Annotated in this window: 17 protein-coding genes; 9 read left to right on the top strand and 8 right to left on the bottom strand. The window is 71.0% G+C overall.

Annotated features, from left to right (window positions below; all coding sequences use genetic code 11):
- The first annotated feature begins 90 nt into the window (after positions 1–90).
- Positions 91–1,320, top strand: a complete 1,230-nt coding sequence (mshC, locus tag C1708_RS26140; protein WP_106414985.1) for a cysteine--1-D-myo-inosityl 2-amino-2-deoxy-alpha-D-glucopyranoside ligase — start codon at positions 91–93, stop codon at positions 1,318–1,320.
- Between the two features lie 67 nt (positions 1,321–1,387).
- On the opposite strand, the gene C1708_RS26145 is transcribed toward mshC, so the two are convergent.
- From C1708_RS26145 to C1708_RS26165, 5 genes are all read right to left on the bottom strand, one after another.
- Positions 1,388–2,380 carry a PAC2 family protein gene (locus C1708_RS26145; protein ID WP_106414986.1) on the bottom strand — a complete coding sequence of 331 codons (993 nt, stop codon included), beginning with the start codon at positions 2,378–2,380 and terminating at the stop codon, positions 1,388–1,390.
- A gap of 219 nt (positions 2,381–2,599) precedes the next feature.
- Positions 2,600–4,216: a glycerol-3-phosphate dehydrogenase/oxidase gene (locus C1708_RS26150; RefSeq protein WP_106414987.1), complete on the bottom strand. Its 1,617-nt coding sequence runs from the start codon at positions 4,214–4,216 to the stop codon at positions 2,600–2,602.
- 7 nt (positions 4,217–4,223) lie between these two features.
- Positions 4,224–5,762 carry a glycerol kinase GlpK gene (glpK, locus tag C1708_RS26155; protein WP_106414988.1) on the bottom strand — a complete coding sequence of 513 codons (1,539 nt, stop codon included), beginning with the start codon at positions 5,760–5,762 and terminating at the stop codon, positions 4,224–4,226.
- Positions 5,763–5,845: 83 nt separating this feature from the next.
- The gene (locus C1708_RS26160; RefSeq protein ID WP_106414989.1) at positions 5,846–6,640 is read right to left on the bottom strand and encodes an MIP/aquaporin family protein; all 795 of its coding nucleotides are present in this window, start codon (positions 6,638–6,640) and stop codon (positions 5,846–5,848) included.
- Between the two features lie 340 nt (positions 6,641–6,980).
- Complete coding sequence (locus tag C1708_RS26165) at positions 6,981–7,745, bottom strand: IclR family transcriptional regulator (RefSeq protein ID WP_106414990.1); 765 nt, start codon at positions 7,743–7,745, stop codon at positions 6,981–6,983.
- A 299-nt stretch (positions 7,746–8,044) separates the two neighbouring features.
- Here C1708_RS26165 and metH point away from each other — a divergent pair, with 299 nt between their 5' ends.
- From metH to C1708_RS26180, 3 genes are all read left to right on the top strand, one after another.
- Positions 8,045–11,557, top strand: coding sequence for a methionine synthase (gene metH / locus C1708_RS26170; protein WP_106414991.1), 3,513 nt, complete (start codon positions 8,045–8,047; stop codon positions 11,555–11,557).
- Positions 11,558–11,686: 129 nt separating this feature from the next.
- Entirely contained in the window at positions 11,687–12,388 is a 702-nt protein-coding gene (locus C1708_RS26175; RefSeq protein WP_106416491.1) for an HAD family hydrolase, read from the top strand.
- Between the two features lie 446 nt (positions 12,389–12,834).
- A complete protein-coding gene (locus tag C1708_RS26180; RefSeq protein WP_106414992.1) occupies positions 12,835–14,442 on the top strand; it encodes an ABC transporter substrate-binding protein in 1,608 nt (535 codons plus the stop codon).
- Positions 14,443–14,523: 81 nt separating this feature from the next.
- Here the strand turns inward: C1708_RS26180 and C1708_RS26185 are convergent, their stop codons facing one another.
- Both C1708_RS26185 and C1708_RS26190 read right to left on the bottom strand, forming a co-directional pair.
- Positions 14,524–15,195 carry a response regulator gene (locus C1708_RS26185; protein ID WP_024885186.1) on the bottom strand — a complete coding sequence of 224 codons (672 nt, stop codon included), beginning with the start codon at positions 15,193–15,195 and terminating at the stop codon, positions 14,524–14,526.
- A gap of 14 nt (positions 15,196–15,209) precedes the next feature.
- A complete protein-coding gene (locus C1708_RS26190; protein ID WP_106414993.1) occupies positions 15,210–16,154 on the bottom strand; it encodes a RecB family exonuclease in 945 nt (314 codons plus the stop codon).
- A 243-nt stretch (positions 16,155–16,397) separates the two neighbouring features.
- Here C1708_RS26190 and C1708_RS26195 point away from each other — a divergent pair, with 243 nt between their 5' ends.
- The 3 genes from C1708_RS26195 to C1708_RS26205 all read left to right on the top strand — a co-directional run bounded on the left by C1708_RS26195 (position 16,398) and on the right by C1708_RS26205 (position 19,656).
- Positions 16,398–17,894, top strand: a complete 1,497-nt coding sequence (locus C1708_RS26195) for a site-2 protease family protein (protein WP_106414994.1) — start codon at positions 16,398–16,400, stop codon at positions 17,892–17,894.
- A 61-nt stretch (positions 17,895–17,955) separates the two neighbouring features.
- On the top strand, positions 17,956–18,858 hold the full coding sequence (locus C1708_RS26200) for a tRNA (adenine-N1)-methyltransferase (RefSeq protein ID WP_106414995.1): 903 nt from the start codon (positions 17,956–17,958) through the stop codon (positions 18,856–18,858).
- Between the two features lie 219 nt (positions 18,859–19,077).
- Positions 19,078–19,656: a hypothetical protein gene (locus C1708_RS26205; RefSeq protein ID WP_106414996.1), complete on the top strand. Its 579-nt coding sequence runs from the start codon at positions 19,078–19,080 to the stop codon at positions 19,654–19,656.
- Positions 19,657–19,736: 80 nt separating this feature from the next.
- Here C1708_RS26205 and C1708_RS26210 read toward each other — a convergent pair whose 3' ends face one another.
- Positions 19,737–20,036, bottom strand: coding sequence for a ferredoxin (locus C1708_RS26210; RefSeq protein WP_093765789.1), 300 nt, complete (start codon positions 20,034–20,036; stop codon positions 19,737–19,739).
- A 251-nt stretch (positions 20,037–20,287) separates the two neighbouring features.
- On the opposite strand from C1708_RS26210, the gene arc reads away from it, so the two are divergent.
- Both arc and dop read left to right on the top strand, forming a co-directional pair.
- Positions 20,288–22,054: a proteasome ATPase gene (gene arc / locus C1708_RS26220; RefSeq protein WP_106414997.1), complete on the top strand. Its 1,767-nt coding sequence runs from the start codon at positions 20,288–20,290 to the stop codon at positions 22,052–22,054.
- 232 nt (positions 22,055–22,286) lie between these two features.
- Positions 22,287–23,798 (top strand): depupylase/deamidase Dop, encoded by a 1,512-nt coding sequence (dop, locus tag C1708_RS26225; protein WP_342210913.1) that lies wholly within the window; start codon positions 22,287–22,289, stop codon positions 23,796–23,798.
- The last annotated feature ends 147 nt before the right edge of the window (positions 23,799–23,945 follow it).

Here is a 23,945-nt window from a genome sequence, read left to right on the forward strand (position 1 = left end):
ACACGGCGCGGCCACGCGCAAGAACGCCCTCCCGGCCATACGGCCCGTTCCGGTTCGTATCCGGAACTCGGGTCCGGTTAGGCTCGTGACATGCATGCCTGGCCCGCTTCCGAAGTCCCCGCCCTGCCCGGTCAGGGCCGCGACCTGAGGATCCACGACACCGCGACCGGCGGTCCGGTCACCCTCGACCCCGGTCCCGTCGCCCGTCTCTACGTCTGCGGCATCACGCCCTACGACGCCACCCACATCGGACACGCGGCGACCTACAACGCGTTCGACCTGGTGCAGCGCGTGTGGCTCGACAACAAGCGGCAGGTTCACTACGTCCAGAACGTCACCGACGTCGACGACCCGCTGCTGGAGCGGGCCGAGCGCGACGGCGTCGACTGGACCGCGCTCGCCGAGCGCGAGACCGCCCTGTTCCGCGAGGACATGACGGCCCTGCGGATGCTGCCGCCCCGGCAGTACGTAGGCGCGGTCGAGGCCATACCCGGCATCGTCCCGATCGTCGAGCGGCTCCGTGAGCTCGGCGCCACCTACGAGATCGACGGCGACATCTACTTCTCCGTCGAGTCCGACCCGCACTTCGGCCAGGTCTCGCACCTGGACGCCGCCGCCATGCGGCTGCTGTCCGCCGAACGCGGCGGCGACCCGGACCGCCCGGGCAAGAAGAACCCCGTCGACCCGATGCTCTGGATGGCCGCCCGCGAGGGCGAGCCGAGCTGGGACGGCGGTTCGCTCGGCCGGGGCCGCCCCGGCTGGCACATCGAGTGCGTGGCCATCGCCCTCGACCACCTGGGCATGACCTTCGACATCCAGGGCGGCGGCTCCGACCTGGTCTTCCCGCACCACGAGATGGGCGCCTCGCACGCCCAGGTGCTCACCGGCGAGTACCCGATGGCCAAGGCCTATGTGCACGCCGGCATGGTCGCCCTGGACGGGGAGAAGATGTCCAAGTCCAAGGGCAATCTGGTCTTCGTGTCCCGGCTGCGGCGCGACGGCGTGGACCCGGCGGCGATCCGGCTGGCGCTGCTGGCCCACCACTACCGCTCCGACTGGGAGTGGACCGACCGGGTCCTCCAGGACGCCGTGACCCGCCTCGCCCACTGGCGCGCCGCGGTCTCCCGCCCCGACGGGCCGCCCGCCGAGGCGCTCGTCGAGGAGATCCGCGACGCCCTCGCGGACGACCTGAACGCACCGTCCGCGCTCGCCGCCGTCGACCGCTGGACCGTCCTCCAGGAGCAGAGCGGCGGCACCGACGCGGGCGCGCCCGGTGTGGTCTCCCGCGCCGTGGACGCCCTGCTCGGCGTCGCGCTCTAGGGCCGGGCCGGCACGAGACGGCACGAAGGGGGCGCCCCGGGACGGGGCGCCCCCTTCGTGCCGTCCGTCAGTCCTCCGACGACTCGTCGCCGTCCTGATCGGTGTCGGTCTCCTGCCGGGGCGGCTTCGGCGGACGGGACCGGCCGCCCGGCCCGTCGCGTCGGTAGGGCGGCCCGTCCGGACCCTCGGCGGTGGCGTGCCCGCCGGGCGGACCCGACGCACCGTCACGACGCCGCAGGTACCGCTCGAACTCGCGGGCGATGGCCTCGCCGGACGCCTCCGGCAGCTCGGCGGTGTCCCGTGCCTCCTCCAGCGTCTGCACGTACTCGGCGACCTCGCTGTCCTCCGCGGCCAGCTGGTCCACGCCCACCTGCCAGGCACGCGCGTCCTCGGGCAGCTCGCCCAGCGGGATCCGCACGTCGATCAGGTCCTCGAGCCGGTTCAACAGGGCCAGCGTGGCCTTCGGGTTGGGCGGCTGCGACACGTAGTGCGGGACCGCCGCCCACAGCGACACCGCGGGGACGCCCGCATGCGTGCACGCCTCCTGGAGGATGCCGACGATGCCCGTCGGCCCCTCGTACTTGGTCTCCTCGAGATCCATGCGGCGGGCCAGGTCCGGGTCGGACGTGGTCCCGCTGATCGGGACCGGACGGGTGTGCGGGGTGTCACCGAGCAGCGCGCCCAGCACCACCACCAGCTCCACGCCCAGCTCGTGCGCGAAGCCGAGGATCTCGTTGCAGAACGAGCGCCAGCGCATGGACGGTTCGATGCCGCGCACCAGTACCAGGTCGCGCGGTTTCTCGCCGCCCACCCGCACCACCGACAGCCGCGTCGTCGGCCAGGTGATCTTCCGCACGCCGTTCTCCATGAACACCGTGGGGCGGTTGACCTGGAAGTCGTAGTAGTCCTCGGCGTCGAGCGCCGCGAACACCTCGCCCTTCCACTCCCTGTCCAGATGCGCGACCGCGGTGGAGGCGGCGTCACCGGCGTCGTTCCAGCCCTCGAACGCGGCCACCATGACCGGGTCGATCAGCTCGGGAACCCCCTCGAGCTCGATCACCCAGCGCCTCCTTCCGACGTGCCCTCATGTACGCACCAACCTTACGGCGTGCCCACGGGGGCGCCCGCAGCTCCCCGTACAAGGGGAGTGCCCCATCACTGCCCCGCACCGCCCCGGGAAACACCCGTACGGCGGACCGCGGAACGCGGCGGGGGGCGGCCCCGCCGACGCGGGACCGCCCCCCCTCGCCTCACGCGGGCCGAGCCGGCGCGGGCACGGTCACTTCTTGCCGAGCAGCTCCTGCACGTCCGCCCGGACCTCGTCCGTGGCCAGGCCGCGGATCGTCAGCGTGGTCCGGCGGCGCAGCACGTCGTCCACCGTCTCGGCCCACTCGTGGTCCCGGGCCCACACGACCTGCGCCCAGATCTCCGGGGCGTCCGGGTGGATCCGGCGGGCCAGCGCCGGGTCCTCGTTCGCCAGCCGGGCGATGTCGAACGCCAGCGACCCGTAATGGGTGGCCAGGTGCCGGGCGGTGTCCGCCGCCATGCGCGGACCGGGCGCCGGGCCGTCCACCAGCAGGCGGTGGGCGACGGCACGCGGGTTGGCCACGCCCGGCAGCGGCACCTTCTTCGGCAGCGCGCCGACCGGCTCGAAGTCCTCGCCCAGCGGGTGGCCGGGCAGCTCCTGCAGCTTGCGCATCACCGTGCGGCCGATGTGGCGGAACGTGGTCCACTTGCCGCCGGCGACGGACAGCATCCCGCCCCGGCCCTCGGTGACCACCGTCTCCCGCTTGGCCTTGGCCGTGTCGCCGGGGCCGCCCGGCAGCACCCGCAGACCGGCGAAGGAGTACGTGATCAGGTCGCGGTCGAGCTGCTGGTCGCGGATGGAGAACGCGGCCTCGTCGAGTATCTGCGCGACGTCCTTCTCGTCGACCGCGACGTCCGCCGGGTCGCCCTCGTACTCCTCGTCGGTGGTGCCGAGCAGCAGCATGTCCTCCCAGGGGAGGGCGAAGGTGATCCGGTACTTGTCGATCGGCGTGGCCAGCGCCGCCTTCCACGGGGAGGTCCGCTTCAGGACCAGGTGCGCGCCCTTCGACAGCCGGATCGACGGGGCGGCGTCCGGGTCCTCCATGCGCCGCAGGTGGTCCACCCACGGGCCGGTGGCGTTCAGCACCAGCCGGGCGTTGACGCCGAACTCCTCGCCGGAGAGCCGGTCGCGCAGCTCGGCGCCGGTGACCCGGCCCTTGGTGAAGCGCAGGCCCGTCACCTCGGCGTGGTTGAGGACGACCGCGCCCGAATCGGCCGCCGCGCGGACCGTCATCAGCGCCATGCGCGCGTCGTTCATCTGGTCGTCGCCGTACACGGCCACGGCCTTCAGGTTCTCGGTGCGCAGCTCCGGCACGTCCTGCGCGGCCTTCGCCGGCGACAGCAGGTGGCCGACGCCGTCACCGAAGGCCGACAGCGCCGAGTAGGCGAACACGCCGGCCCCGAGCTTCGCCGCGCCGTGCGGCCCGCCCTTGTACACGGGGAGGTAGAACGTGAGCGGGTTCGCCAGGTGGGGGGCCACCTGGCGGGAGACCGCACGGCGCTCGAAGTGGTTCTCCGCCACCAGCTTCACCGCACCGGTCTGCAGGTAGCGCAGACCGCCGTGGAGCAGCTTGGACGAGGCGGAGGAGGTGGCCCCGGCGAAGTCACCGGCGTCCACCAGAGCCACCCTGAGACCGGACTGCGCGGCGTGCCAGGCGGTGGAGATGCCCAGGATGCCGCCGCCGATGACGAGAAGGTCGTACGACGCCTTGGAGAGCTGCTCCCGGGTCTCGGCGCGGCTCGGGTTCGGGCCGGACGCCGGGTGCGTCCCCAGGGCAGGCACGGACTGCTGGGTGGCTTGGGTGGTCATGGCGGTTCTACTCCTCGTCCTCGAGCCAGCCCATGGTCCGCTCGACGGCCTTGAGCCAGCTCTTGTACTCACGGTCGCGGGTGTCCGCGTCCATGCGGGGGGTCCACTCGGCGGCCCGCCGCCAGTTGGCGCGCAGGTCGTCGGTGCTGTTCCAGAAGCCGACGGCCAGGCCGGCGGCGTAGGCGGCGCCGAGGCAGGTGGTCTCGGCGACCATCGGGCGCACCACGGGGGCGTCCACGAAGTCGGCGAGGGTCTGCATCAGCAGGTTGTTGGAGGTCATGCCGCCGTCGACCTTGAGGGCGGTGAGCTCCACGCCGGAGTCCTTCGTCATGGCGTCGGCGATCTCCCGCGTCTGCCAGGCGGTGGCCTCCAGGACGGCGCGCGCGAGGTGCGCCTTGGTCACGTACCGGGTGAGGCCGGCGATCACACCGCGGGCGTCGGAGCGCCAGTACGGGGCGAACAGGCCGGAGAAGGCCGGCACGAAGTAGGCGCCGCCGTTGTCCTCGACGGACAGCGCCAGGGTCTCGATCTCGGCGGCGGTGGAGATCAGGCCCATCTGGTCGCGCATCCACTGCACCAGCGAACCGGTGACGGCGATCGAGCCCTCCAGGGCGTAGACCGGCTTCTGGTCGCCGATCTGGTAGCCGACCGTGGTCAGCAGGCCGCTGTAGGAGTTGATGAGCTTGTCGCCGGTGTTCATCACCATGAAGGTGCCGGTGCCGTACGTCGACTTGGTCTCGCCCTCGGCGAAGCAGGTCTGGCCGAACAGCGCCGCCTGCTGGTCGCCCAGGGCGGAGGCCACCGGGATGCCGCCGAGCAGCTCGCCCAGCTTGCCGCCCTTGATCTCGCCGTACACCTCGGCGGAGGAGCGGATCTCCGGCAGCATCGGGGTCGGGACGCCGATCGACTCGGCGATCCGCTGGTCCCACTGCATGGTGTGCAGGTTCATCAGCATGGTGCGGGAGGCATTGGTCACGTCGGTGACGTGCCGGCCGCCGTCCACTCCGCCCGTGAGGTTCCAGATGACCCATGTGTCCATGGTGCCGAAAAGAATGTCGCCCGCCTCCGCGCGCTCCTTCAGCCCCTCGACGTTGTCGAGCAGCCAGCGCGCCTTGGGACCGGCGAAGTAGGAGGCCAGGGGCAGGCCGGTCTCGCGGCGGAAGCGGTCCTGGCCGACGTTGCGGCCGAGTTCCTTGCACAGGGCGTCGGTGCGGGTGTCCTGCCAGACGATGGCGTTGTGGACGGGCTCGCCGGTGTTCCTGTCCCACAGCACGGTGGTCTCGCGCTGGTTGGTGATGCCGATGGCCTTGATGTCGTCCCGGGTGATGCCGGCCTTGGCGACGGCGCCGGCGACCACCTCCTGGACGTTGGCCCAGATCTCGGTGGCGTCGTGCTCCACCCAGCCGGGCTTGGGGAAGATCTGCTCGTGCTCCTTCTGGTCGACGGAGACGATGCGCCCGTCGCGGTCGAAGACGATGCAGCGGGAGGAGGTGGTGCCCTGGTCGATGGCGGCGATGAAGGGGCCGGCGGTGTGGGCGTCGGTCACGGTGTGCTCCTGGGAGTTCCTTGGTTACGGGGCAGGGAGTACGGCGCTTCTACAACGATCGCGGGGAAAGGCGATCGGGTCACCTAGGCGAAGGCGAGGTTGTAGACGCCGGCCGCGAGGGCGCCGCCGATCAGCGGACCGGCCACCGGGACCCAGGCGTACGACCAGTCGGAGCCGCCCTTGTTGGGCAGCGGCAGCAGGGCGTGGACGATACGGGGGCCGAGGTCGCGGGCGGGGTTGATGGCGTAACCGGTCGGGCCGCCCAGCGACAGGCCGATCGAGACCACCACGAGCGCCGTGATCAGGCCGCCGAGCACGCCGAGGCCGTTGCCCGCGTCGTTCAGGCCCTGGGTGAGGATGGCGAGCAGCAGCACGAAGGTGCCGATGATCTCCGTGGTGAGGTTCTGCACCGTGTGACGGATCTCCGGGCCGGTGGAGAAGACGCCGAGCACCGGGCCGGCGCCCTTCTCCTGGGCCTCGACGGCCTTGGCGGCGGTCGTCTGGGCGCCCGGCCCGCCGACGATCTCCTTATCGGTGAGGTGGGCCTGGAACTGGCCGTAGTAGGCGAGCCACACCAGCGTGGCGCCGATCATCGCGCCGAGCATCTGCGCGGCGAAGTAGTTCGGGACGTCCGCCCACGCGCCGTCCTTGATGGCGAGCGCCAGGGTCACGGCCGGATTCAGGTGGGCGCCGGAGAGCGGGCCCGATATGTAGACCGCCGTCATGACGGCGAAGCCCCAGCCGAAGGCGATGGCGAGCCAGCCGGCGTTACGGGCCTTGGAGGCCTTGAGCGTCACGGCGGCGCACACACCGCCGCCGAGCAGGATGAGTATGGCGGTCCCTATGGTCTCGCCGATGAAGATGTCGGAGCTGGACACCCGCGACTCCTTTGTCCTTCGTCCAGGGTGCCGACCCCCGGGTCCCTCCGGGGATGGGCGCCCTCAGGGGTGAGAGCGTTGCCGGCCCTTGGCGTTGTCCCACTCTAGCGCGTATTGCCGGTAGGTGTTCGACAATGCCGACCGATGGACGGGAGTCTTGCCCGGCACCGGAGATGCGTCAAGAGTCTCGGTTGCCGAAAATGCGATCGTTACTGATCGCCGGGGCGGCCGGGGCGGACCGGTGGCTGTGTGCCCCTGTCCGCGCGCATGTCTGTGCCCCGGCCCGCCCGCGGGGCGTCCGGGTGCTGTGCGGTTCCGTGTCCGGTGCGCGCCCGCCCGCTCAGAAGCGTCCGGCGCCCAGGTCCCGCGACACCGCGCGGGCGCAGTCCCGCACCGCCGCGATCAGCTCGGGCCGCAGCTCGCCGTCCTTGCGCAGCCGCTCCACCGCCCCCGTGATGCCGACCGCCCCGACCGGCATGCGCCGCCGGTCGTGGATGGGCGCGGCGAGCGAGGCCACGCCCTCCCAGGTCTCCTCCACGTCCGCGGCGTAACCCCGCGCGCGGGTGAGGTCGAGGATCTGCTCGAAGGCGCCGACGTCGCACACCGTGCGGTCGGTGAACGCCTTGCGGTCGGCCTCCAGGGCCTCGCTGTGCGCGACCGGGTCGTAGGCGGACAGGACCTTGCCGAGGGCCGTGGAGTGCAGCGGCTGCATCGCGCCGATCTCCAGCACCTGCCGGCTGTCGTCGGGCCGGAAGACGTGGTGCACGATGAGCACGCCCTGCTGGTGCAGCACCCCGAGGTAGACGCTCTCGCCGCTGGAGCGGGCCAGGTCGTCCGTCCACACCAGGGCGCGGGCCCGCAGCTCGTGGACGTCCAGGTAGGTGGTGCCCAGGCGCAGCAGCTCGGCGCCCAGCTGGTAACGGCCGGACGCCTCGTCCTGCTCGACGAACCCCTCCTGCTGGAGGGTGCGCAGGATGCCGTGGGCGGTGCCCTTGGCCAGGCCCAGCGAGGAGGCGATGTCCGAGAGGCCGAGCCGTCGCTCGCCGCCCGCGAGCAGGCGCAGCATCGCTGCCGCCCGTTCGAGCGACTGGATGTTCCGTGCCATCGCCGTACTGCCTCCGTCCCCTACGAGCGCCGACTCACGACGTCGCTGCCGCTGTTCGGCAATGCCGAACACTACCGGTCGATGCCGACCTCTCGCTAATGGTCGGCCAAGATCGGCCGGGTTCTCCCCGCCCCGGCCGTCGCCCTCCGGCCATCTTCGTCCGGCCCGTGGACGTCCCCGACGCCAGGGAGCGGTCCCGGATACCCTGACGGCGTGCGCCCTGCCGGGGAAGCTCGAACAGGTGGCTTTTCCGGGCAGCCGCAAAGCCGACAGCCGTCGCACCTGAGGGAGCCCCTTTCATGGCCTCGTTGCCGCTGACCCCTTCCGCCGACAGCCGGACCCGCGTGTCCGCGCTCCGTGAGGCCCTGGCCACCCGTGTGGTGGTCGCCGACGGAGCGATGGGCACCATGCTCCAGGCCCAGGACCCGACTCTCGAGGACTTCCAGAACCTCGAGGGCTGCAACGAGATCCTGAACCTGACCCGCCCCGACATCGTCCGGTCGGTCCATTCCGAGTACTTCGGCGCGGGCGTGGACTGCGTGGAGACCAACACGTTCGGCGCCAACCTCACCGCTTTGGGCGAGTACGACATCCCCGAGCGCGTCCTCGAGCTGTCCGAGGCGGGCGCCCGCATCGCCCGCGAGACGGCGGACGAGTTCACCGGCCGCGACGGCCGGCCGCGCTGGGTGCTGGGCTCCATGGGTCCGGGCACCAAGCTGCCCACCCTCGGCCACACCACCTTCGGCGCCATCCGCGACGCCTACCAGCAGAACGCGGAGGGCCTGCTCGCCGGCGGCGCCGACGCGCTGCTGGTGGAGACCACCCAGGACCTGCTGCAGACCAAGGCCTCCGTCATCGCCGCCCGCCGCGCCATGAAGGCCGTCGGCCTCGAGGTCCCGCTGATCGTGTCGGTCACGGTGGAGACCACCGGCACGATGCTGCTCGGCTCCGAGATCGGCGCGGCCCTGACCGCGCTGGAGCCGCTCGGCATCGACATGGTCGGCCTGAACTGCGCGACCGGCCCCGCCGAGATGAGCGAGCACCTGCGCTACCTCGCCCGGCACTCCCGCGTCCCGCTGTCGTGCATGCCGAACGCGGGCCTGCCCGAGCTGACCAAGGACGGCGCCCACTACCCGCTGACGGCGCCCGAGCTGGCGGACGCGCAGGAGACGTTCGTGCAGGAGTACGGGCTGTCGCTGGTGGGCGGCTGCTGCGGCACCACCCCTGAGCACCTGCGGCAGCTGGTGGAGCGCGTGCGGGACCTGGCCCCCGCGGAGCGCGACCCCCGTCCCGAGCCGGGTGCGGCGTCGCTGTACCAGTCGGTGCCGTTCCGTCAGGACACCTCCTACCTGGCGATCGGTGAGCGGACGAACGCCAACGGGTCGAAGAAGTTCCGTGAGGCCATGCTGGAGGGCCGCTGGGACGACTGCGTGGAGATGGCCCGGGACCAGATCCGCGAGGGCGCGCACATGCTCGACCTGTGCGTGGACTATGTGGGCCGGGACGGCGTGGCCGACATGGAGGAGCTGGCGGGCCGGTTCGCGACCGCCTCCACGCTGCCGGTCGTGCTGGACTCCACCGAGGTGGACGTGATCCGGGCGGGCCTGGAGAAGCTCGGCGGCCGTGCGGTGATCAACTCGGTGAACTACGAGGACGGCGACGGTCCCGAGTCCCGCTTCGCGCGGGTGACCGAGCTGGCACGGGAGCACGGTGCGGCGCTGATCGCGCTGACGATCGACGAGGAGGGGCAGGCGCGCACGGCGGAGAAGAAGGTCGAGATCGCCGAACGCCTGATCGCGGACCTGACCGGGAACTGGGGCATCCGCGAGGAGGACATCCTCGTCGACTGCCTGACGTTCACGATCTGCACGGGGCAGGAGGAGTCCCGCAAGGACGGCGTGGCCACGATCGAGGGCATCCGCGAGCTGAAGCGCCGCCACCCGGACGTGCAGACCACGCTGGGTCTGTCGAACATCTCCTTCGGTCTGAACCCGGCCGCCCGCATCCTGCTGAACTCCGTCTTCCTCGACGAGTGCGTGAAGGCGGGCCTGGACTCGGCGATCGTGCACGCGAGCAAGATCCTCCCCATCGCCCGGTTCAGTGAGGAAGAGGTGCGGACCGCCCTCGACCTGATCTACGACCGCCGCCGTGAGGGCTACGACCCGCTGCAGAAGCTCATGCAGCTCTTCGAGGGCGCGACGGCGAAGTCGCTCAAGGCGGGCAAGGCCGAGGAGCTGGCCGCGCTGCCGCTGGACGAGCGTCTCAAGCGCCGCATCATCGACGGCGAACGCAACGGTCTGGAGGCCGATCTCGACGAGGCGCTGCAGACGCGCAAGGCCCTCGACATCGTCAACGACACCCTGCTGGACGGCATGAAGGTGGTCGGCGAGCTGTTCGGCTCCGGGCAGATGCAGCTGCCGTTCGTGCTCCAGTCCGCCGAGGTCATGAAGAACGCGGTCGCCCACCTCGAGCCGCACATGGAGAAGACCGACGAGGCCGGCAAGGGCACGATCGTGCTGGCCACGGTGCGCGGCGACGTCCACGACATCGGCAAGAACCTGGTCGACATCATCCTGTCGAACAACGGCTACAACGTCGTCAACCTCGGCATCAAGCAGCCCGTCTCCGCGATCCTGGAGGCCGCCGACGAGCACAAGGCCGACGTGATCGGCATGTCGGGTCTGCTGGTGAAGTCCACGGTGATCATGAAGGAGAACCTGGAGGAGCTCAACCAGCGGGGTCTGGCCGCCGACTACCCGGTCATCCTGGGCGGCGCCGCCCTCACCCGCGCCTACGTCGAGCAGGACCTGCACGAGATCTACCAGGGCGAGGTCCGCTACGCCCGCGACGCCTTCGAGGGCCTGCGCCTGATGGACGCCCTCATCGGCATCAAGCGCGGCGTGCCCGGCGCGAAGCTGCCCGAGCTGAGGCAGCGCCGGGTCCGCGCGGCCGCCGTCGAGATCGACGAGCGGCCCGAAGAGGGCAGCGTGCGCTCCGACGTGGCCACCGACAACCCGGTCCCGGAGCCGCCGTTCTGGGGCACCCGTGTGATCAAGGGCATCCAGCTCAAGGAGTACGCGTCCTGGCTCGACGAGGGCGCGCTGTTCAAGGGCCAGTGGGGTCTGAAGCAGGCCCGCACCGGTGAGGGCCCCACCTACGAGGAGCTGGTGGAGACCGAGGGCCGGCCGCGACTGCGCGGTCTGCTGGACCGGCTGCAGACGGAGAACCTGCTGGAGGCGGCCGTGGTCTACGGCTACTTCCCCTGCGTCTCCAAGGACGACGACCTGATCGTCCTGGACGAGGAGGGCAACGAGCGCACCCGCTTCACCTTCCCCCGCCAGCGCCGCGGCCGCCGGCTGTGCCTGGCCGACTTCTTCCGCCCGGAGGAGTCCGGCGAGAAGGACGTCGTCGGCTTCCAGGTCGTCACCGTCGGCTCCCGCATCGGCGAGGAGACCGCCCGGCTGTTCGAGGCCGACGCCTACCGCGACTACCTCGAACTCCACGGCCTGTCCGTCCAGCTCGCCGAAGCCCTCGCCGAGTACTGGCACGCCCGCGTCCGCTCCGAGCTCGGCTTCGCCGGCGAGGACCCCGCCGCCATGGAGGACATGTTCGCCCTGAAGTACCGGGGCGCCCGCTTCTCCCTCGGCTACGGCGCCTGCCCCGACCTGGAGGACCGCGCCAAGATCGCGGACCTGCTCCAGCCGGAACGCATCGGCGTCCAGCTCTCCGAGGAGTTCCAGCTCCACCCCGAGCAGTCCACGGACGCCATCGTGATCCACCACCCGGAGGCGAAGTACTTCAACGCCCGCTGAGCGGTCCGGCCGCCGGCTCCGGCGGTCGCATCAGGCACTTCCGGCGCGCACGACGTACACTGGTCGGTCCACTGCAGGCCGGTTCCCCTCGTGGGAACCGGCCTGATCGTCCCTATAGGAGGTATGTGGATGACCAGTACGGTCCCCGCGCTCGGAACCCGTACGGCCGAAGGCTCGGCCCTCCAGGCCGTGCTCCTCGACATGGACGGCACCCTGGTGGACACCGAGGGCTTCTGGTGGGACGTCGAGACGGAGGTCTTCGCCTCCCTCGGACACACCCTCGACGACGCCTGGCGCCACATCGTGGTCGGCGGCCCCATGGCCCGCAGCGCGGGGTTCCTCATCGAGGCGACCGGGGCCGACATCGGCCTCGACGAACTCACGGTGCTGCTCAACGACGCCTTCGAGAGCCGCATCGACCACAACCTGCCGCTGATGCCGGGGGCCGCGCGCCTGCTCGCCGAGCTGGCCGAGCACGAGATCCCGACGGCGCTCGTCTCCGCCTCCCACCGGCGCATCATCGACCGGGTGCTGCCCGTCCTGGGCCCCGAGCACTTCGCCCTGTCCGTCGCGGGCGACGAGGTGCCGCGCACCAAGCCGCACCCCGACCCCTACCTCGCGGCGGCCGCCGGGCTCGGCGCCGACCCCGTGCGCTGCGCGGTCGTCGAGGACACGGTCACCGGCGTCACCGCCGCCGAGGCCGCCGGCTGCCAGGTCGTCGTGGTGCCGTCCGTGGGCCCGATCACCCCGGCCGCCCGGCGCACGATCGTCCCCTCGCTCCACGTGGTGGACCTGCCGTTCCTGCGCGGTCTGATGACGGACCTGCGCTAGCCGCTCACGCGGTGTGCACCGCCGCCGGAACCGGCGTGCGCGGCGCTCCGTCCAGGGGCCGTCCCGTCCGAGCCGCGCGCCCGCGTTCCGGCCGCCGGCGGCTGATTCCGCAGAGCCGCCGGACCCCTTTTCGCATGTGATCTTGATCACGGCTTCACGTGCCGACAACGATGTCCGGGCGTGCATCCCGCCCGATTCAGGAGATCACCGGCGTGCCCATGTGTCCCGGTTGGTGAGAAGCTGCACCAATCCTTCCCCGGTCATCTCTGTCGGTCCGTTCACACCTGGTTCCACTGCGTGATGAGGCCCCGGCTCCGGGCGCCGCGAACGCTCCCGCGGACGCGGACTAATGTCGTCGCGAGAACCACACCCCTCCTTGCCCTCCGCCCTGGTGACCCCTGCCCGCGGATGACACGGAGCCGACAACGTCCTGGAGAAACTCGAGCATGAACCGCAAGACTTTGGTGCTGGCGGCCGCAATGGGCCTGCTCGCGCCGGTGCTCGCCGCCTGTGGTGACAGCGAGAGCGGGAGCGGCGGCGGCGATGCGATCGTCGTGGGCACCACCGACCGGTTCACCGCCTCCGAGGAAGAGGGACTCGCTCCCCTCGACCCCGCCTGGGCCTACGACGTCGGCACCTGGAACATCCTGCGGCAGACCGTCCAGACCCTCATGGTCCAGCCCCGCGGCGACGGCGAGCCGGTTCCCGAGGCCGCCGAGTCGTGCGGCTTCACCGACGCCGGCAACGAGCGGTACACCTGCACCCTGCGCGAGGGCCTGAAGTTCTCCAACGGCGACCCCATCACCGCGCAGGACGTGAAGTACTCCATCGAGCGCGCCCTCTCCCTCAAGGGCGACAGCGGTGTCTTCGCGCTGCTGTCCACCATCGACACCGTCGAGACGCAGGGCGACCGCGAGGTGATCTTCCACCTCAAGGCGGCCGACGCCACCTTCCCGTACAAGCTGTCCACCCCGGTCGCGGGCATCGTCAGCAAGGACGACTACGCCCAGGACAAGCTGCGCGAGGGCTTCGACATCGACGGCTCCGGCCCGTACACGATGGAGAGCGAGGTCAAGGACGGCACCCTGGTCCGCGCCACCTTCACCAAGAACCCCTCGTACAAGGGCGCGCTCCAGGTCAACAACGACAAGGTCGAGCTGGTCAACTACGACAGCGCCGACGCCATGGGCGACGCGCTGGACGACGGCGAGATCGACGTCATGACCCGCAGCATGTCGCCGGAGCAGATCCAGAAGCTGGCCAACGCCACCGACGGCGAGGTCGAACTGGTGGAGTCCCCGGGTCTGGAGATCCGCTACCTGGCCTTCAACACCAAGGCCGAGTCGGTGAAGGACAAGGCCGTCCGCCAGGCGATGGCCCAGCTGATCAACCGCGACGAGCTCGTCGCCAAGGTCTACGGCAGCCAGGCCGAGCCGCTGTTCTCGCTGGTGCCCGCCGGCGTCACCGGCCACTCCAACGCCTTCTTCAACACGTACGGCGACCCGGACGTCGCCAAGGCCCGCGAGCTGCTCGAGGATGCCGGCGTCGACACGCCGGTGAAGCTCACGCTGCACTACACGACCGACCACTACGGTCCGGCCACCAAGGCCGAGTTCGAGCAGCTCAGCAAGCAGCTCAACGACAGCGGCCTGTTCGAGACGGACATCCAGGGCACCTCCTGGAACAAGTTCCGGCCGGCCGGGCAGAAGGGCAAGTACGACGTCTACGGCATGGGCTGGTTCCCGGACTACCCGGACGCCGACGCCTTCGTCGCGCCCTTCCTCGCCGAGGACAACTTCCTCAACTCGCCCTACGTCAACACCGAGATCCGCAAGGAGCTGATCCCCGAGTCGCGCCGCCAGGCCGACCGCCTCAACGCCTCGGAGAGCTTCACGAAGATCCAGAACATCGTCGCCGACGAGGTCCCCGTGCTGCCGCTGTGGCAGGGCAAGCAGTACCTCGCCGCCCGTGACAACATCACCGGCACCGCCTACGCGCTCAACTCCTCCTCCACGCTCCAGCTGTGGGAGCTCGGACGCGGCGTCAGCGGCTGACGGATCCAGCCGCCCCGCACACGACGTGGGGGTGCCCTCCCGGCCGGGAGGGCACCCCCACGTCGTGTCCGCTCTCGTGAGCTACTGCGCGCCGGGGCGCACCAGCCCGCTCTCGTACGCGTACACCGCGGCCTGCACGCGGTCGCGCAGTCCCAGCTTGGTCAGCACATGACCGACGTGTGTCTTCACGGTGGTCTCGCTGACGAACAGGTCGGCGGCGATCTCCGCGTTGGACAGCCCGCGCGCCACCAGCTTCAGCACCTCGACCTCGCGGTCGGTCAGCGTGTGCAGCGTGTCCGGCACCGGCTCCTCGCCGGACGGCAGGTGCGTGGCGTACTTGTCCAGCAGCCGGCGCGTGATGCTCGGCGCGAGCATCGCCTCACCGGCGGCCACCACACGGATCGCCTGTACCAGCTCGTTGGCCGGGGCGTCCTTCAGCAGGAAGCCGCTGGCTCCCGCCTTCAGCGCCTCCACCACGTACTCGTCGAGATCGAACGTGGTCAGCACCAGCACCTTCGCCGGGCCGTTCCGCTCCGGGCCGGTGATCTGGCGGGTGGCCTCCACCCCGTCCATCCGCGGCATGCGGATGTCCATCAGCACCACGTCGGGCTGCAGCGCCCGCACCTGGTCCAGGGCCTGGAGGCCGTCCCCTGCCTCGCCGACGACCGCGAGGTCCTGTTCGGCCTCCAGGATCATCCGGAATCCGGTGCGCAGCAGCGGCTGGTCGTCGACCAGTAGGACGCGGATGGCCACGTAAGTCTCCTTCGCTAGTCCGGCCCCATTCTGCCCTGCTCGGTCCCGCCGGACTCAGGCGCCCTCAAGGGCAGGGGATACGGCGGGGGAGTGCCGCCGAACTCCGGACAATGTGCCTGGTGGTCGCACCAGCCGCAGAGCTTCGTCGGGCGCGGCCGCCAGTCGCCCGTCTCGGTCGCCCGCCGGATCGCCTCCCACAGCGCGAGCAGCTTGCGCTCCACCCGCTCCAGATCGGCGAGCACCGGGTCGTACGTCAGCACGTCCCCGCTGCCCAGGTACACCAGCTGGAGGCGGCGCGGGACGACCTTCCTCAGCCGCCACACCACGAGGGCGTAGAACTTCATCTGGAACAGCGCGCCCTCCGCGTACTCCGGGCGGGGCGCCTTGCCCGTCTTGTAGTCGACGATCCGCACCTCGCCGGTGGGCGCCACGTCCACCCGGTCGATGATCCCGCGCAGCCGCAGCCCGGAGTCGAGCTCCGCCTCCACGAACAGCTCCCGCTCGGCGGGCTCGAGCCGGCTCGGGTCCTCCAGCGTGAACCACCGCTCGACCAGCGCCTCCGCCTCCGTGAGCCAACGGGCCAGCCGCTCGCCCTCCGGGTCGTCCGCGAACAGCTCCGCGACCTCCGGCCGGCTCTCGCGCAGCCGGTCCCACTGGCCGGGGACCAGCGACTTCGCGCGCGGCACGGTGCGGTCGGTGGCCGGGGCGTCGAACAGCCGCTCCAGCACCGCGTGCACCAGCGTGCCCCGGGTCGCCGCCTCGCTCGGCTTCTCCGGCAGCCGGTCGATCACCCGGAACCGGTACAGCAGCGGGCACTGCATGAAGTCACTCGCACGGGACGGCGACAGCGAGGCGGGCGGCGCGGCGGGGGGCCCGGCCGCCACGGCGGTGTCCGCTGCCTCCCCGGACACGGCGGGGCTGATGTCGGGCCGCGTCGCGCCCTCGGTGCTCGTCTCCATGACCACAGACCTTACGGCCCGGCGCCGACAACACGGCGACCCTGTGGACGAAGGCGGAGGAGGAGGGTGGGAAGGAACCGGGGAGGAGGGTGGGAAGGAACCGGGGAGGAGGGTGGGAAGGGAGGGGAACGAGGGGGTAGGGACAGGGGTGCGGGGCGGAAAGGGCGGCGGACGCCGCATACCATCGACCCAGGACCCTCCCGTCCGGCAGGCGCGGGAGACGCAGCGAACGAGGGGACACCGGTGGACGTAAGCGGCGGGCGCGGACGGCCGCGGCCCGGCAACGACGAGTCGGCCGAGCACACGGGGTCCGAGGCCCCGGCCCCCGGCGGCGCCCACGGCACCGGTGAGCCCGCCCCTACCTCGGCGGCCCCCGCCGACCCCGGCGTCACGGGCGACTCGACCCCGCCGGCCGAGGGCGACGGCGGACAGGACGCCGCGAACGCCGCGTCCGGCTCCGAGGGGCCGCGGGGCGAGGACCCTCACGGCACCGCGTCCGGCGGGGCCGGGCCGCAGCCGGAGCACGCCGACCGGCCGTTCGCCCACTCCGGCACCGGCAAGGGACCCGCCCCGCAGCGCCCCGAGGAGCGGCGGCGCGGCGGGCTGCTGATGGGCCGCCCCTTCGGCGTGCCCGTGTACGTGGCGCCCAGCTGGTTCCTCGTGGCGATCCTCATCACCTGGGTGTTCGGCGGCCAGATCGACCGCATCCTGCCCGAGCTGGGCGCGGCCAGCTATCTGGTCTCCCTGTTCTTCGCGGTGGCCTTCTACGCCTCCGTGCTGGTGCACGAGCTCGCCCACACCCTCGCAGCCCTGCGCTTCAAGCTCCCGGTGCGCCGCATCCAGCTCCAGTTCTTCGGCGGCGTCTCCGAGATCGAGAAGGAGGCCGAGACACCCGGCAGAGAGTTCGTACTGGCGTTCGTCGGCCCCCTGCTCTCCCTGGTGCTGGCCGGGCTGTTCTACCTCGGCCTGCTCGTCGTCGACCCCAGCAGCGTCGCCGGTGTGCTGCTGGCCGGCCTGATGGTGTCCAACCTCATCGTGGCCGTCTTCAACCTGCTGCCCGGTCTGCCGCTGGACGGCGGCCGGATGCTGCGCGCGGTCATCTGGGCGATCACCGGCAGGCCCATGACCGGCACGGTCGCCGCCGCCTGGGTGGGCCGCGCCCTCGCCGTCTCCGTGCTGATCGGCCTGCCGCTGCTCACCCAGTCCGGGGCGCTCGGCTCCGACGCGGTGGACAACGTCGGCATGGACACCGTCCTCGACGCCCTGCTCGCCGCCATCCTGGCCGCGATCATCTGGACCGGAGCCGGCAACAGCCTGCGCATGGCGCGCCTGCGCGAGCACCTGCCCGAGCTGCGGGCCCGCGCCCTCACCCGCCGCGCGGTCCCCGTGGAGACCGACACCCCGCTCTCCGAGGCCCTGCGCCGCGCCAACGCGGCCGGCGCCCGCGCCCTGGTCGTGGTCGACCCCGACGGCGTGCCGATCTCCCTGGTCCGCGAGGCCGCGATCGTCGGCGTCCCGGAGCACCGGCGGCCCTGGGTGCCGGTCAGCGGGCTCGCCCAGGACCTCACCGACGGCATGCGCGTCTCCGCGGAACTGGCCGGGGAGGAGCTGCTGGACGCGCTGCGCGCGACGCCCGCCACCGAGTACCTGGTGGTCGAGGAGACCGGCGAGATCTACGGCGTGCTGTCCGCCGCCGACGTGGAACGGGCCTTCGTGAAGGCCATGGCACGCCCCTCCTGACCCGTCGTCCCGGCCGCCGTCCGTGGTCGGCGGGCCCTCCGGGGACCGGTAGGCTGGTCACATGTCCGAACCGACCGGTGCCGCCCGCAGGCGCGGGCCCTTCAAGGTCGGGGACCAGGTACAGCTGACCGACCCCAAGGGCCGCCACTACACGTTCACGCTCGAGGCCGGGAAGAACTTCCACACCCACAAGGGTTCCTTCCCCCACGACGAACTGATCGGCGCTCCCGAGGGCAGCGTTGTCCGCACCACCGGGAACGTCGCCTATCTCGCGCTGCGCCCCCTGCTCCCCGACTACGTCCTGTCCATGCCCCGAGGGGCAGCCGTCGTCTACCCGAAGGACGCGGGGCAGATCCTCGCCTTCGCCGACATCTTCCCCGGCGCGCGCGTCGTCGAGGCGGGCGTGGGCTCCGGCTCGCTCAGCAGCTTCCTGCTGCGCGCCATCGGCGACCAGGGCATGCTGCACTCCTACGAGCGCCGCCAGGACTTCGCGGAGATCGCCCAGCAGAACGTGGAGCGCTACTTCGGCGGCCCGCACCCCGCCTGGCGGCTCACCGTCGGCGACCTCCAGGACAACCTGTCCGACACCGACGTCGACCGCGTCATCCTCGACATGCTGGCCCCCTGGGAGTGCCTGGAGGCCGTCTCCAAGGCGCTCGTGCCCGGCGGCATCCTCTGCTGCTACGTGGCCACCACCACCCAGCTCGCCCGGACCGTCGAGTCCATCCGGGAGATCGGCTGCTTCAACGAGCCGACCGCCTGGGAGACGATGATCCGCAACTGGCACATCGAGGGCCTGGCCGTCCGTCCCGACCACCGGATGATCGGCCACACCGGCTTCCTGCTCACCGCCCGCCGGCTCGCCGACGGCGTCGAGCCGCCCATGCGCCGCCGCCGCCCGGCCAAGGGCGCCTACGGCGAGGACTACTCCGGCCCCAACGCCGACGGAGGCACCGGCCGCTGACGCGGTCCGCGCCCTCCCAACGCTCCGGCGCCGTGGGGCGGTTCCGGTACGTCACCGGGAACCGCCCCACGGCGCCGACGCATTGACGCCGGGGTCCCGCACCGACCCGCACGGCGGCTCCGCGCGACGAGTGCGGACCCCGCCGTTCCCTCCGTACTGTGACGTGTGGCACGATGCTGGCCACCCTCACCGGCACAGCCCTCACAGGAGACACTCCTCGTGCAGCCTTCCGCCGTTCCGGAGCTCGCCCACACGCACGCCCGGCCCATCCACTGGGTCGCCACCGCCACGGCCGTCGCCGGTGTCGTGGCGCTCTCCTCCGTCCTGCAGCCCGACCACGCGACCGCCGCCGCGCCGGGCGCCCCGCAGACCGGGCAGGCCCCCGCGCGGGCGCTGCCGCCCGACCCGGCCGACGTGGAGTTCCCGCTCGACTGCGGTCCCGTGAGGCTGGTGGTCAAGAAGCAGGCGTCCGGCGACCTCGACGGCGACGGCCGTCCCGAGACCGTGGCGGCGGTGCACTGCGACGCCCCGATGGGCACCCCGCCCGACGGCGTCTACGTCCTCACGCAGGCGGCCGGCGCCTCGAAGCCGCGCCTGGTGGCCACCCTCCTCGACCCCGAGGACCGCGCCAACGTCGAGGACTTCGCCGTACGCGGCGGGGACGTCGTCGCCGCGCTGCTCGGCTACTCGTCCTCCGACGTGCCCCGTTGCTGCCCCGACGTGCGCGAGACCGTGAAGTGGCGCTGGGACGACGGCGCGTTCGTCCGGTCCACGCCGTCCGACGCGCGGAGCGTGTGACCCCGTGACGGGCGCGCGCCAGGTCGGCGCGCTGCCGGACGCGTGACATCAGGCAGACGTGACCGGCCGTGCGACGGCGGTCACCCGGCGTCCGGTCCGTACACCTCGACGCTGTCCGAAACCCGTCGGACGTGGATGCACTCGCCGGGGCACTCCTTCGCGGAGTCGACGACGTCGGTGAGGAGCGGCAGCGGGACGGGCGTTGCCGCGCCCTTGTCCTGGAGCAGCTCGTCCTGCTCGTTCTTCACGTACGCCAGACCGTCGATGTCCAGCTCGAACACCTCGGGCGCGTACTGGGCGCAGATGCCGTCGCCGGTACACAGATCCTGGTCGATCCAGACCTCCAGGGCCTCGGCGCCGGTTGCGGCTTCCTGCTGCACGATCGTCTCTCCTGCCGTGTGGTTCGCCGAGCCGTGCGGGAATCCGGCCAGCTCTGACGGGTGTTGAACACGTCGACCCTAACGCCGACTGGGTTCCGATCATTCTCGGTGGGTATTCCCCTGGCGTGAGGGAGAGCGCAAGGGTGAAGATCGGACACACCCCGACCGTCTTTGTGATCTAGGGGTTTCAATCGACACCCGCCCAGGTAGGGTCTGGAAGCGTCCAGCTCCCCTTGGAGGAGGTGAGGACCGTGGCAGCCCACGACGACGACATGAACCGCGGCATCCGCCCGGGACGCGGGTCCGACGACCCGGCCGGGCAGATCGCCTACCTTGAGCAGGAGATCGCCGTCCTGCGACGCAAGCTCGCCGACTCTCCGCGGCACACGAGAATTCTCGAAGAGCGGATCGTCGAGTTGCAGACCAATCTGGCCGGCGTGTCCGCCCAGAACGAACGGCTGGCGAGCACCCTCCGCGAGGCCCGCGACCAGATCGTGGCCCTCAAGGAGGAGGTCGACCGGCTCGCCCAGCCCCCGGCCGGCTTCGGAGTCTTCCTCATGGCGAACGAGGACGGCACGGCCGACATCTTCACCGGCGGCCGCAAGCTGCGGGTGAACGTCAGCCCGAACGTCGAGCTGGAGGAACTCCGGCGCGGCCAGGAAGTGATGCTCAACGAAGCGCTCAACGTGGTCGAGGCCATGGAATTCGAGCGCGTGGGCGAGATCGTCACCCTCAAGGAGATCCTGGAGGACGGCGAGCGGGCCCTGGTGCTGGGCCACACCGACGAGGAGAGGGTGGTGCGGCTCGCCGAGCCGCTGCTGGACGTCACCATCCGCGCCGGCGACGCCCTGCTGCTGGAGCCCCGCTCCGGGTACGTCTACGAGGTCGTGCCCAAGAGCGAGGTCGAGGAGCTCGTCCTCGAGGAAGTCCCCGACATCGGCTACGAGCAGATCGGCGGCCTCGGCAACCAGATCGAGGCCATCCGCGACGCGGTCGAGCTGCCGTACCTCTACCCGGACCTGTTCAAGGAGCACGAGCTGCGGCCGCCCAAGGGCGTGCTGCTCTACGGCCCCCCCGGCTGCGGCAAGACGCTCATCGCCAAGGCCGTGGCGAACTCGCTGGCCAAGAAGGTCGCCGAGGTCACCGGCCAGGCCGCGGGCAAGAGCTTCTTCCTCAACATCAAGGGCCCCGAGCTGCTGAACAAGTACGTCGGCGAGACCGAGCGGCAGATCCGCCTGGTCTTCCAGCGGGCCCGGGAGAAGGCCAGCGAGGGCACCCCCGTCATCGTCTTCTTCGACGAGATGGAGTCCCTCTTCCGCACCCGCGGCTCCGGCGTCAGCTCGGACGTGGAGAACACCATCGTCCCGCAGCTGCTCGCCGAGATCGACGGTGTCGAGGGCCTGCAGAACGTGGTCGTGATCGGCGCCTCCAACCGTGAGGACATGATCGACCCGGCCATCCTGCGTCCCGGCCGGCTGGACGTGAAGATCAAGATCGAGCGTCCGGACGCCGAGGCGGCCAAGGACATCTTCGGCAAGTATCTGACCGAGCGCCTCCCGCTGCACGCCGACGACCTCGCCGAGCACGGCGGCGACAAGTCCATGACGGTCCAGAGCATGATCCAGACCGCCGTGGAACAGATGTACGCCGAGTCCGAGGAGAACCGCTTCCTGGAAGTCACCTACGCCAACGGCGACAAGGAAGTCCTGTACTTCAAGGACTTCAATTCCGGCGCCATGATCGAGAACATCGTGGGCCGCGCCAAGAAGATGGCGATCAAGGACTTCCTGGAGAAGAACCAGAAGGGCCTCCGCGTCTCCCACCTCCTCCAGGCCTGCGTGGACGAGTTCAAGGAGAACGAGGACCTGCCCAACACCACCAACCCGGACGACTGGGCCCGGATCTCCGGAAAGAAGGGCGAGCGGATCGTTTACATCCGCACCCTCATCACCGGAAAGCAGGGCGCGGACACCGGACGCTCCATCGACACGGTGGCCAACACCGGTCAGTACCTGTAAAAGCGAGGGCGGCTGCGGGTGCCCGCGACGGGTACCCGCAGCCGACTGCTTTTCGGGGCCACGGCTGGAGCACAGCAATGACGCAATTGATCTCCCCACCAGCGCAAAGGCGTTCTAGGCTCTTCCGTACCGCCGAGTCGCGCAGTGCGGGGACGGGCACCGCACACGCACCGGAGAGCCAGCGGTACTGCGGCGCCCCCGACCGGGGACGCCGCCGGGCAAGGAGGGCCGCATGACCGTACGGCGAGTAATGGGCATCGAGACGGAGTACGGAATCTCCGTCCCCGGCCACCCCAACGCCAATGCCATGCTCACCTCGTCCCAGATCGTGAACGCCTACGCGGCGGCGATGCACCGGGCCCGCCGGGCCCGCTGGGACTTCGAGGAGGAGAATCCGCTGCGGGACGCGCGAGGCTTCGACCTCGCCCGCGAGGCCGCCGACGCGAGCCAGCTCACCGACGAGGACATCGGTCTGGCGAACGTCATCCTGACCAACGGCGCGCGGCTCTACGTCGACCACGCCCATCCGGAGTACAGCGCCCCCGAGGTCACCAACCCGCGGGACGCCGTCCTCTGGGACAAGGCCGGCGAGCGGATCATGGCGGAGGCGGCGGAGCGGGCCGCGCAGCTTCCCGGCGCCCAGCCGATCCACCTGTACAAGAACAACACCGACAACAAGGGCGCGTCCTACGGCACGCACGAGAACTACCTGATGAAGCGGGAGACCCCCTTCTCGGACATCGTGCGCCATCTGACGCCGTTCTTCGTCTCCCGGCAGGTCTTCACCGGCGCCGGCCGGGTCGGCATCGGCCAGGACGGCCACGAGCACGGCTTCCAGATCAGCCAGCGGGCGGACTACTTCGAGGTCGAGGTGGGCCTCGAGACCACGCTGAAGCGCCCGATCATCAACACGCGCGACGAGCCGCACGCGGACGCCGAGAAGTACCGGCGGCTGCACGTGATCATCGGTGACGCGAACCTTTCCGAGATCTCGACCTACCTCAAGCTCGGGACGACCGCGCTGGTCCTGTCGATGATCGAGGACGGGTTCATCGCCGTGGACCTGGCCGTGGACCAGCCGGTGCGGACGCTGCACCAGGTGTCGCACGATCCTTCGCTGAAGCACTTGGTCACGCTGCGCAGCGGCCGGACCCTGACCGCGGTGCAGCTCCAGATGGAGTACTACGAGCTGGGCCGCAAGTACGTCGAGGAGCGCTTCGGGGACGACGCCGACGAGCAGACCAAGGACGTCCTCGCCCGTTGGGAGGACACGCTCACCCGGCTGGAGAACGACCCGATGAGCCTCGCCGGCGAGCTGGACTGGGTCGCCAAGCGGGAGCTCATGGAGGGCTACCGGCGCCGTGACAGCCTCGACTGGGACGCGGCCCGGCTGCACCTGGTCGACCTGCAGTACGCCGACGTGCGTCCCGAGAAGGGCCTCTACAACCGTCTGGTGGCCCGCGGACGCATGAAGCGGCTGCTGGACGAGGCCGAGGTCGAGCGCGCCCGTACGGAGCCTCCGGAGGACACTCGCGCCTACTTCCGCGGGCGGTGCCTGGAGCAGTACGCGGACGACGTCGCGGCGGCCTCCTGGGACTCGGTGATCTTCGATCTGCCGGGCCGGGACTCGCTGCAGCGGGTCCCAACCCTGGAACCGCTTCGCGGAACGCGTAATCACGTCAAGGCGCTCCTGGACCGCTGCCGGACGGCGGAAGACCTGGTCAGGGTGCTTTCCGGCGGGTGAGCGGGTGAGCCGCGCCCGGGCGGGTACCTGCGGGTACCCGGACGGACCGGCCGGACGGGGTGGAAAGCGGCCCGTCCGGGAATCATCGAGGTGGTCCCCGTGGGTTGGAGCAACTGCGGGGGCATTGTCGGACCCGGCTTGTAGGGT

The sequence above is a fragment of the Streptomyces sp. DH-12 genome, assembly GCF_002899455.1.
Lineage (GTDB): Bacteria > Actinomycetota > Actinomycetes > Streptomycetales > Streptomycetaceae > Streptomyces.

What these genes read in the sequence shown, in the direction of transcription:
- C1708_RS26200 (WP_106414995.1), top strand. Translation starts at nt 17,956, where the DNA reads ATGTCCGAACCGACCGGTGCCGCCCGCAGGCGCGGGCCCTTCAAGGTC.
- C1708_RS26190 (WP_106414993.1), bottom strand. Translation starts at nt 16,154, where the DNA reads ATGGAGACGAGCACCGAGGGCGCGACGCGGCCCGACATCAGCCCCGCC.
- C1708_RS26150 (WP_106414987.1), bottom strand. Translation starts at nt 4,216, where the DNA reads ATGACCACCCAAGCCACCCAGCAGTCCGTGCCTGCCCTGGGGACGCAC.
- C1708_RS26175 (WP_106416491.1), top strand. Translation starts at nt 11,687, where the DNA reads ATGACCAGTACGGTCCCCGCGCTCGGAACCCGTACGGCCGAAGGCTCG.
- dop (WP_342210913.1), top strand. Translation starts at nt 22,287, where the DNA reads ATGACCGTACGGCGAGTAATGGGCATCGAGACGGAGTACGGAATCTCC.
- C1708_RS26165 (WP_106414990.1), bottom strand. Translation starts at nt 7,745, where the DNA reads ATGGCACGGAACATCCAGTCGCTCGAACGGGCGGCAGCGATGCTGCGC.
- metH (WP_106414991.1), top strand. Translation starts at nt 8,045, where the DNA reads ATGGCCTCGTTGCCGCTGACCCCTTCCGCCGACAGCCGGACCCGCGTG.
- C1708_RS26180 (WP_106414992.1), top strand. Translation starts at nt 12,835, where the DNA reads ATGAACCGCAAGACTTTGGTGCTGGCGGCCGCAATGGGCCTGCTCGCG.
- mshC (WP_106414985.1), top strand. Translation starts at nt 91, where the DNA reads ATGCATGCCTGGCCCGCTTCCGAAGTCCCCGCCCTGCCCGGTCAGGGC.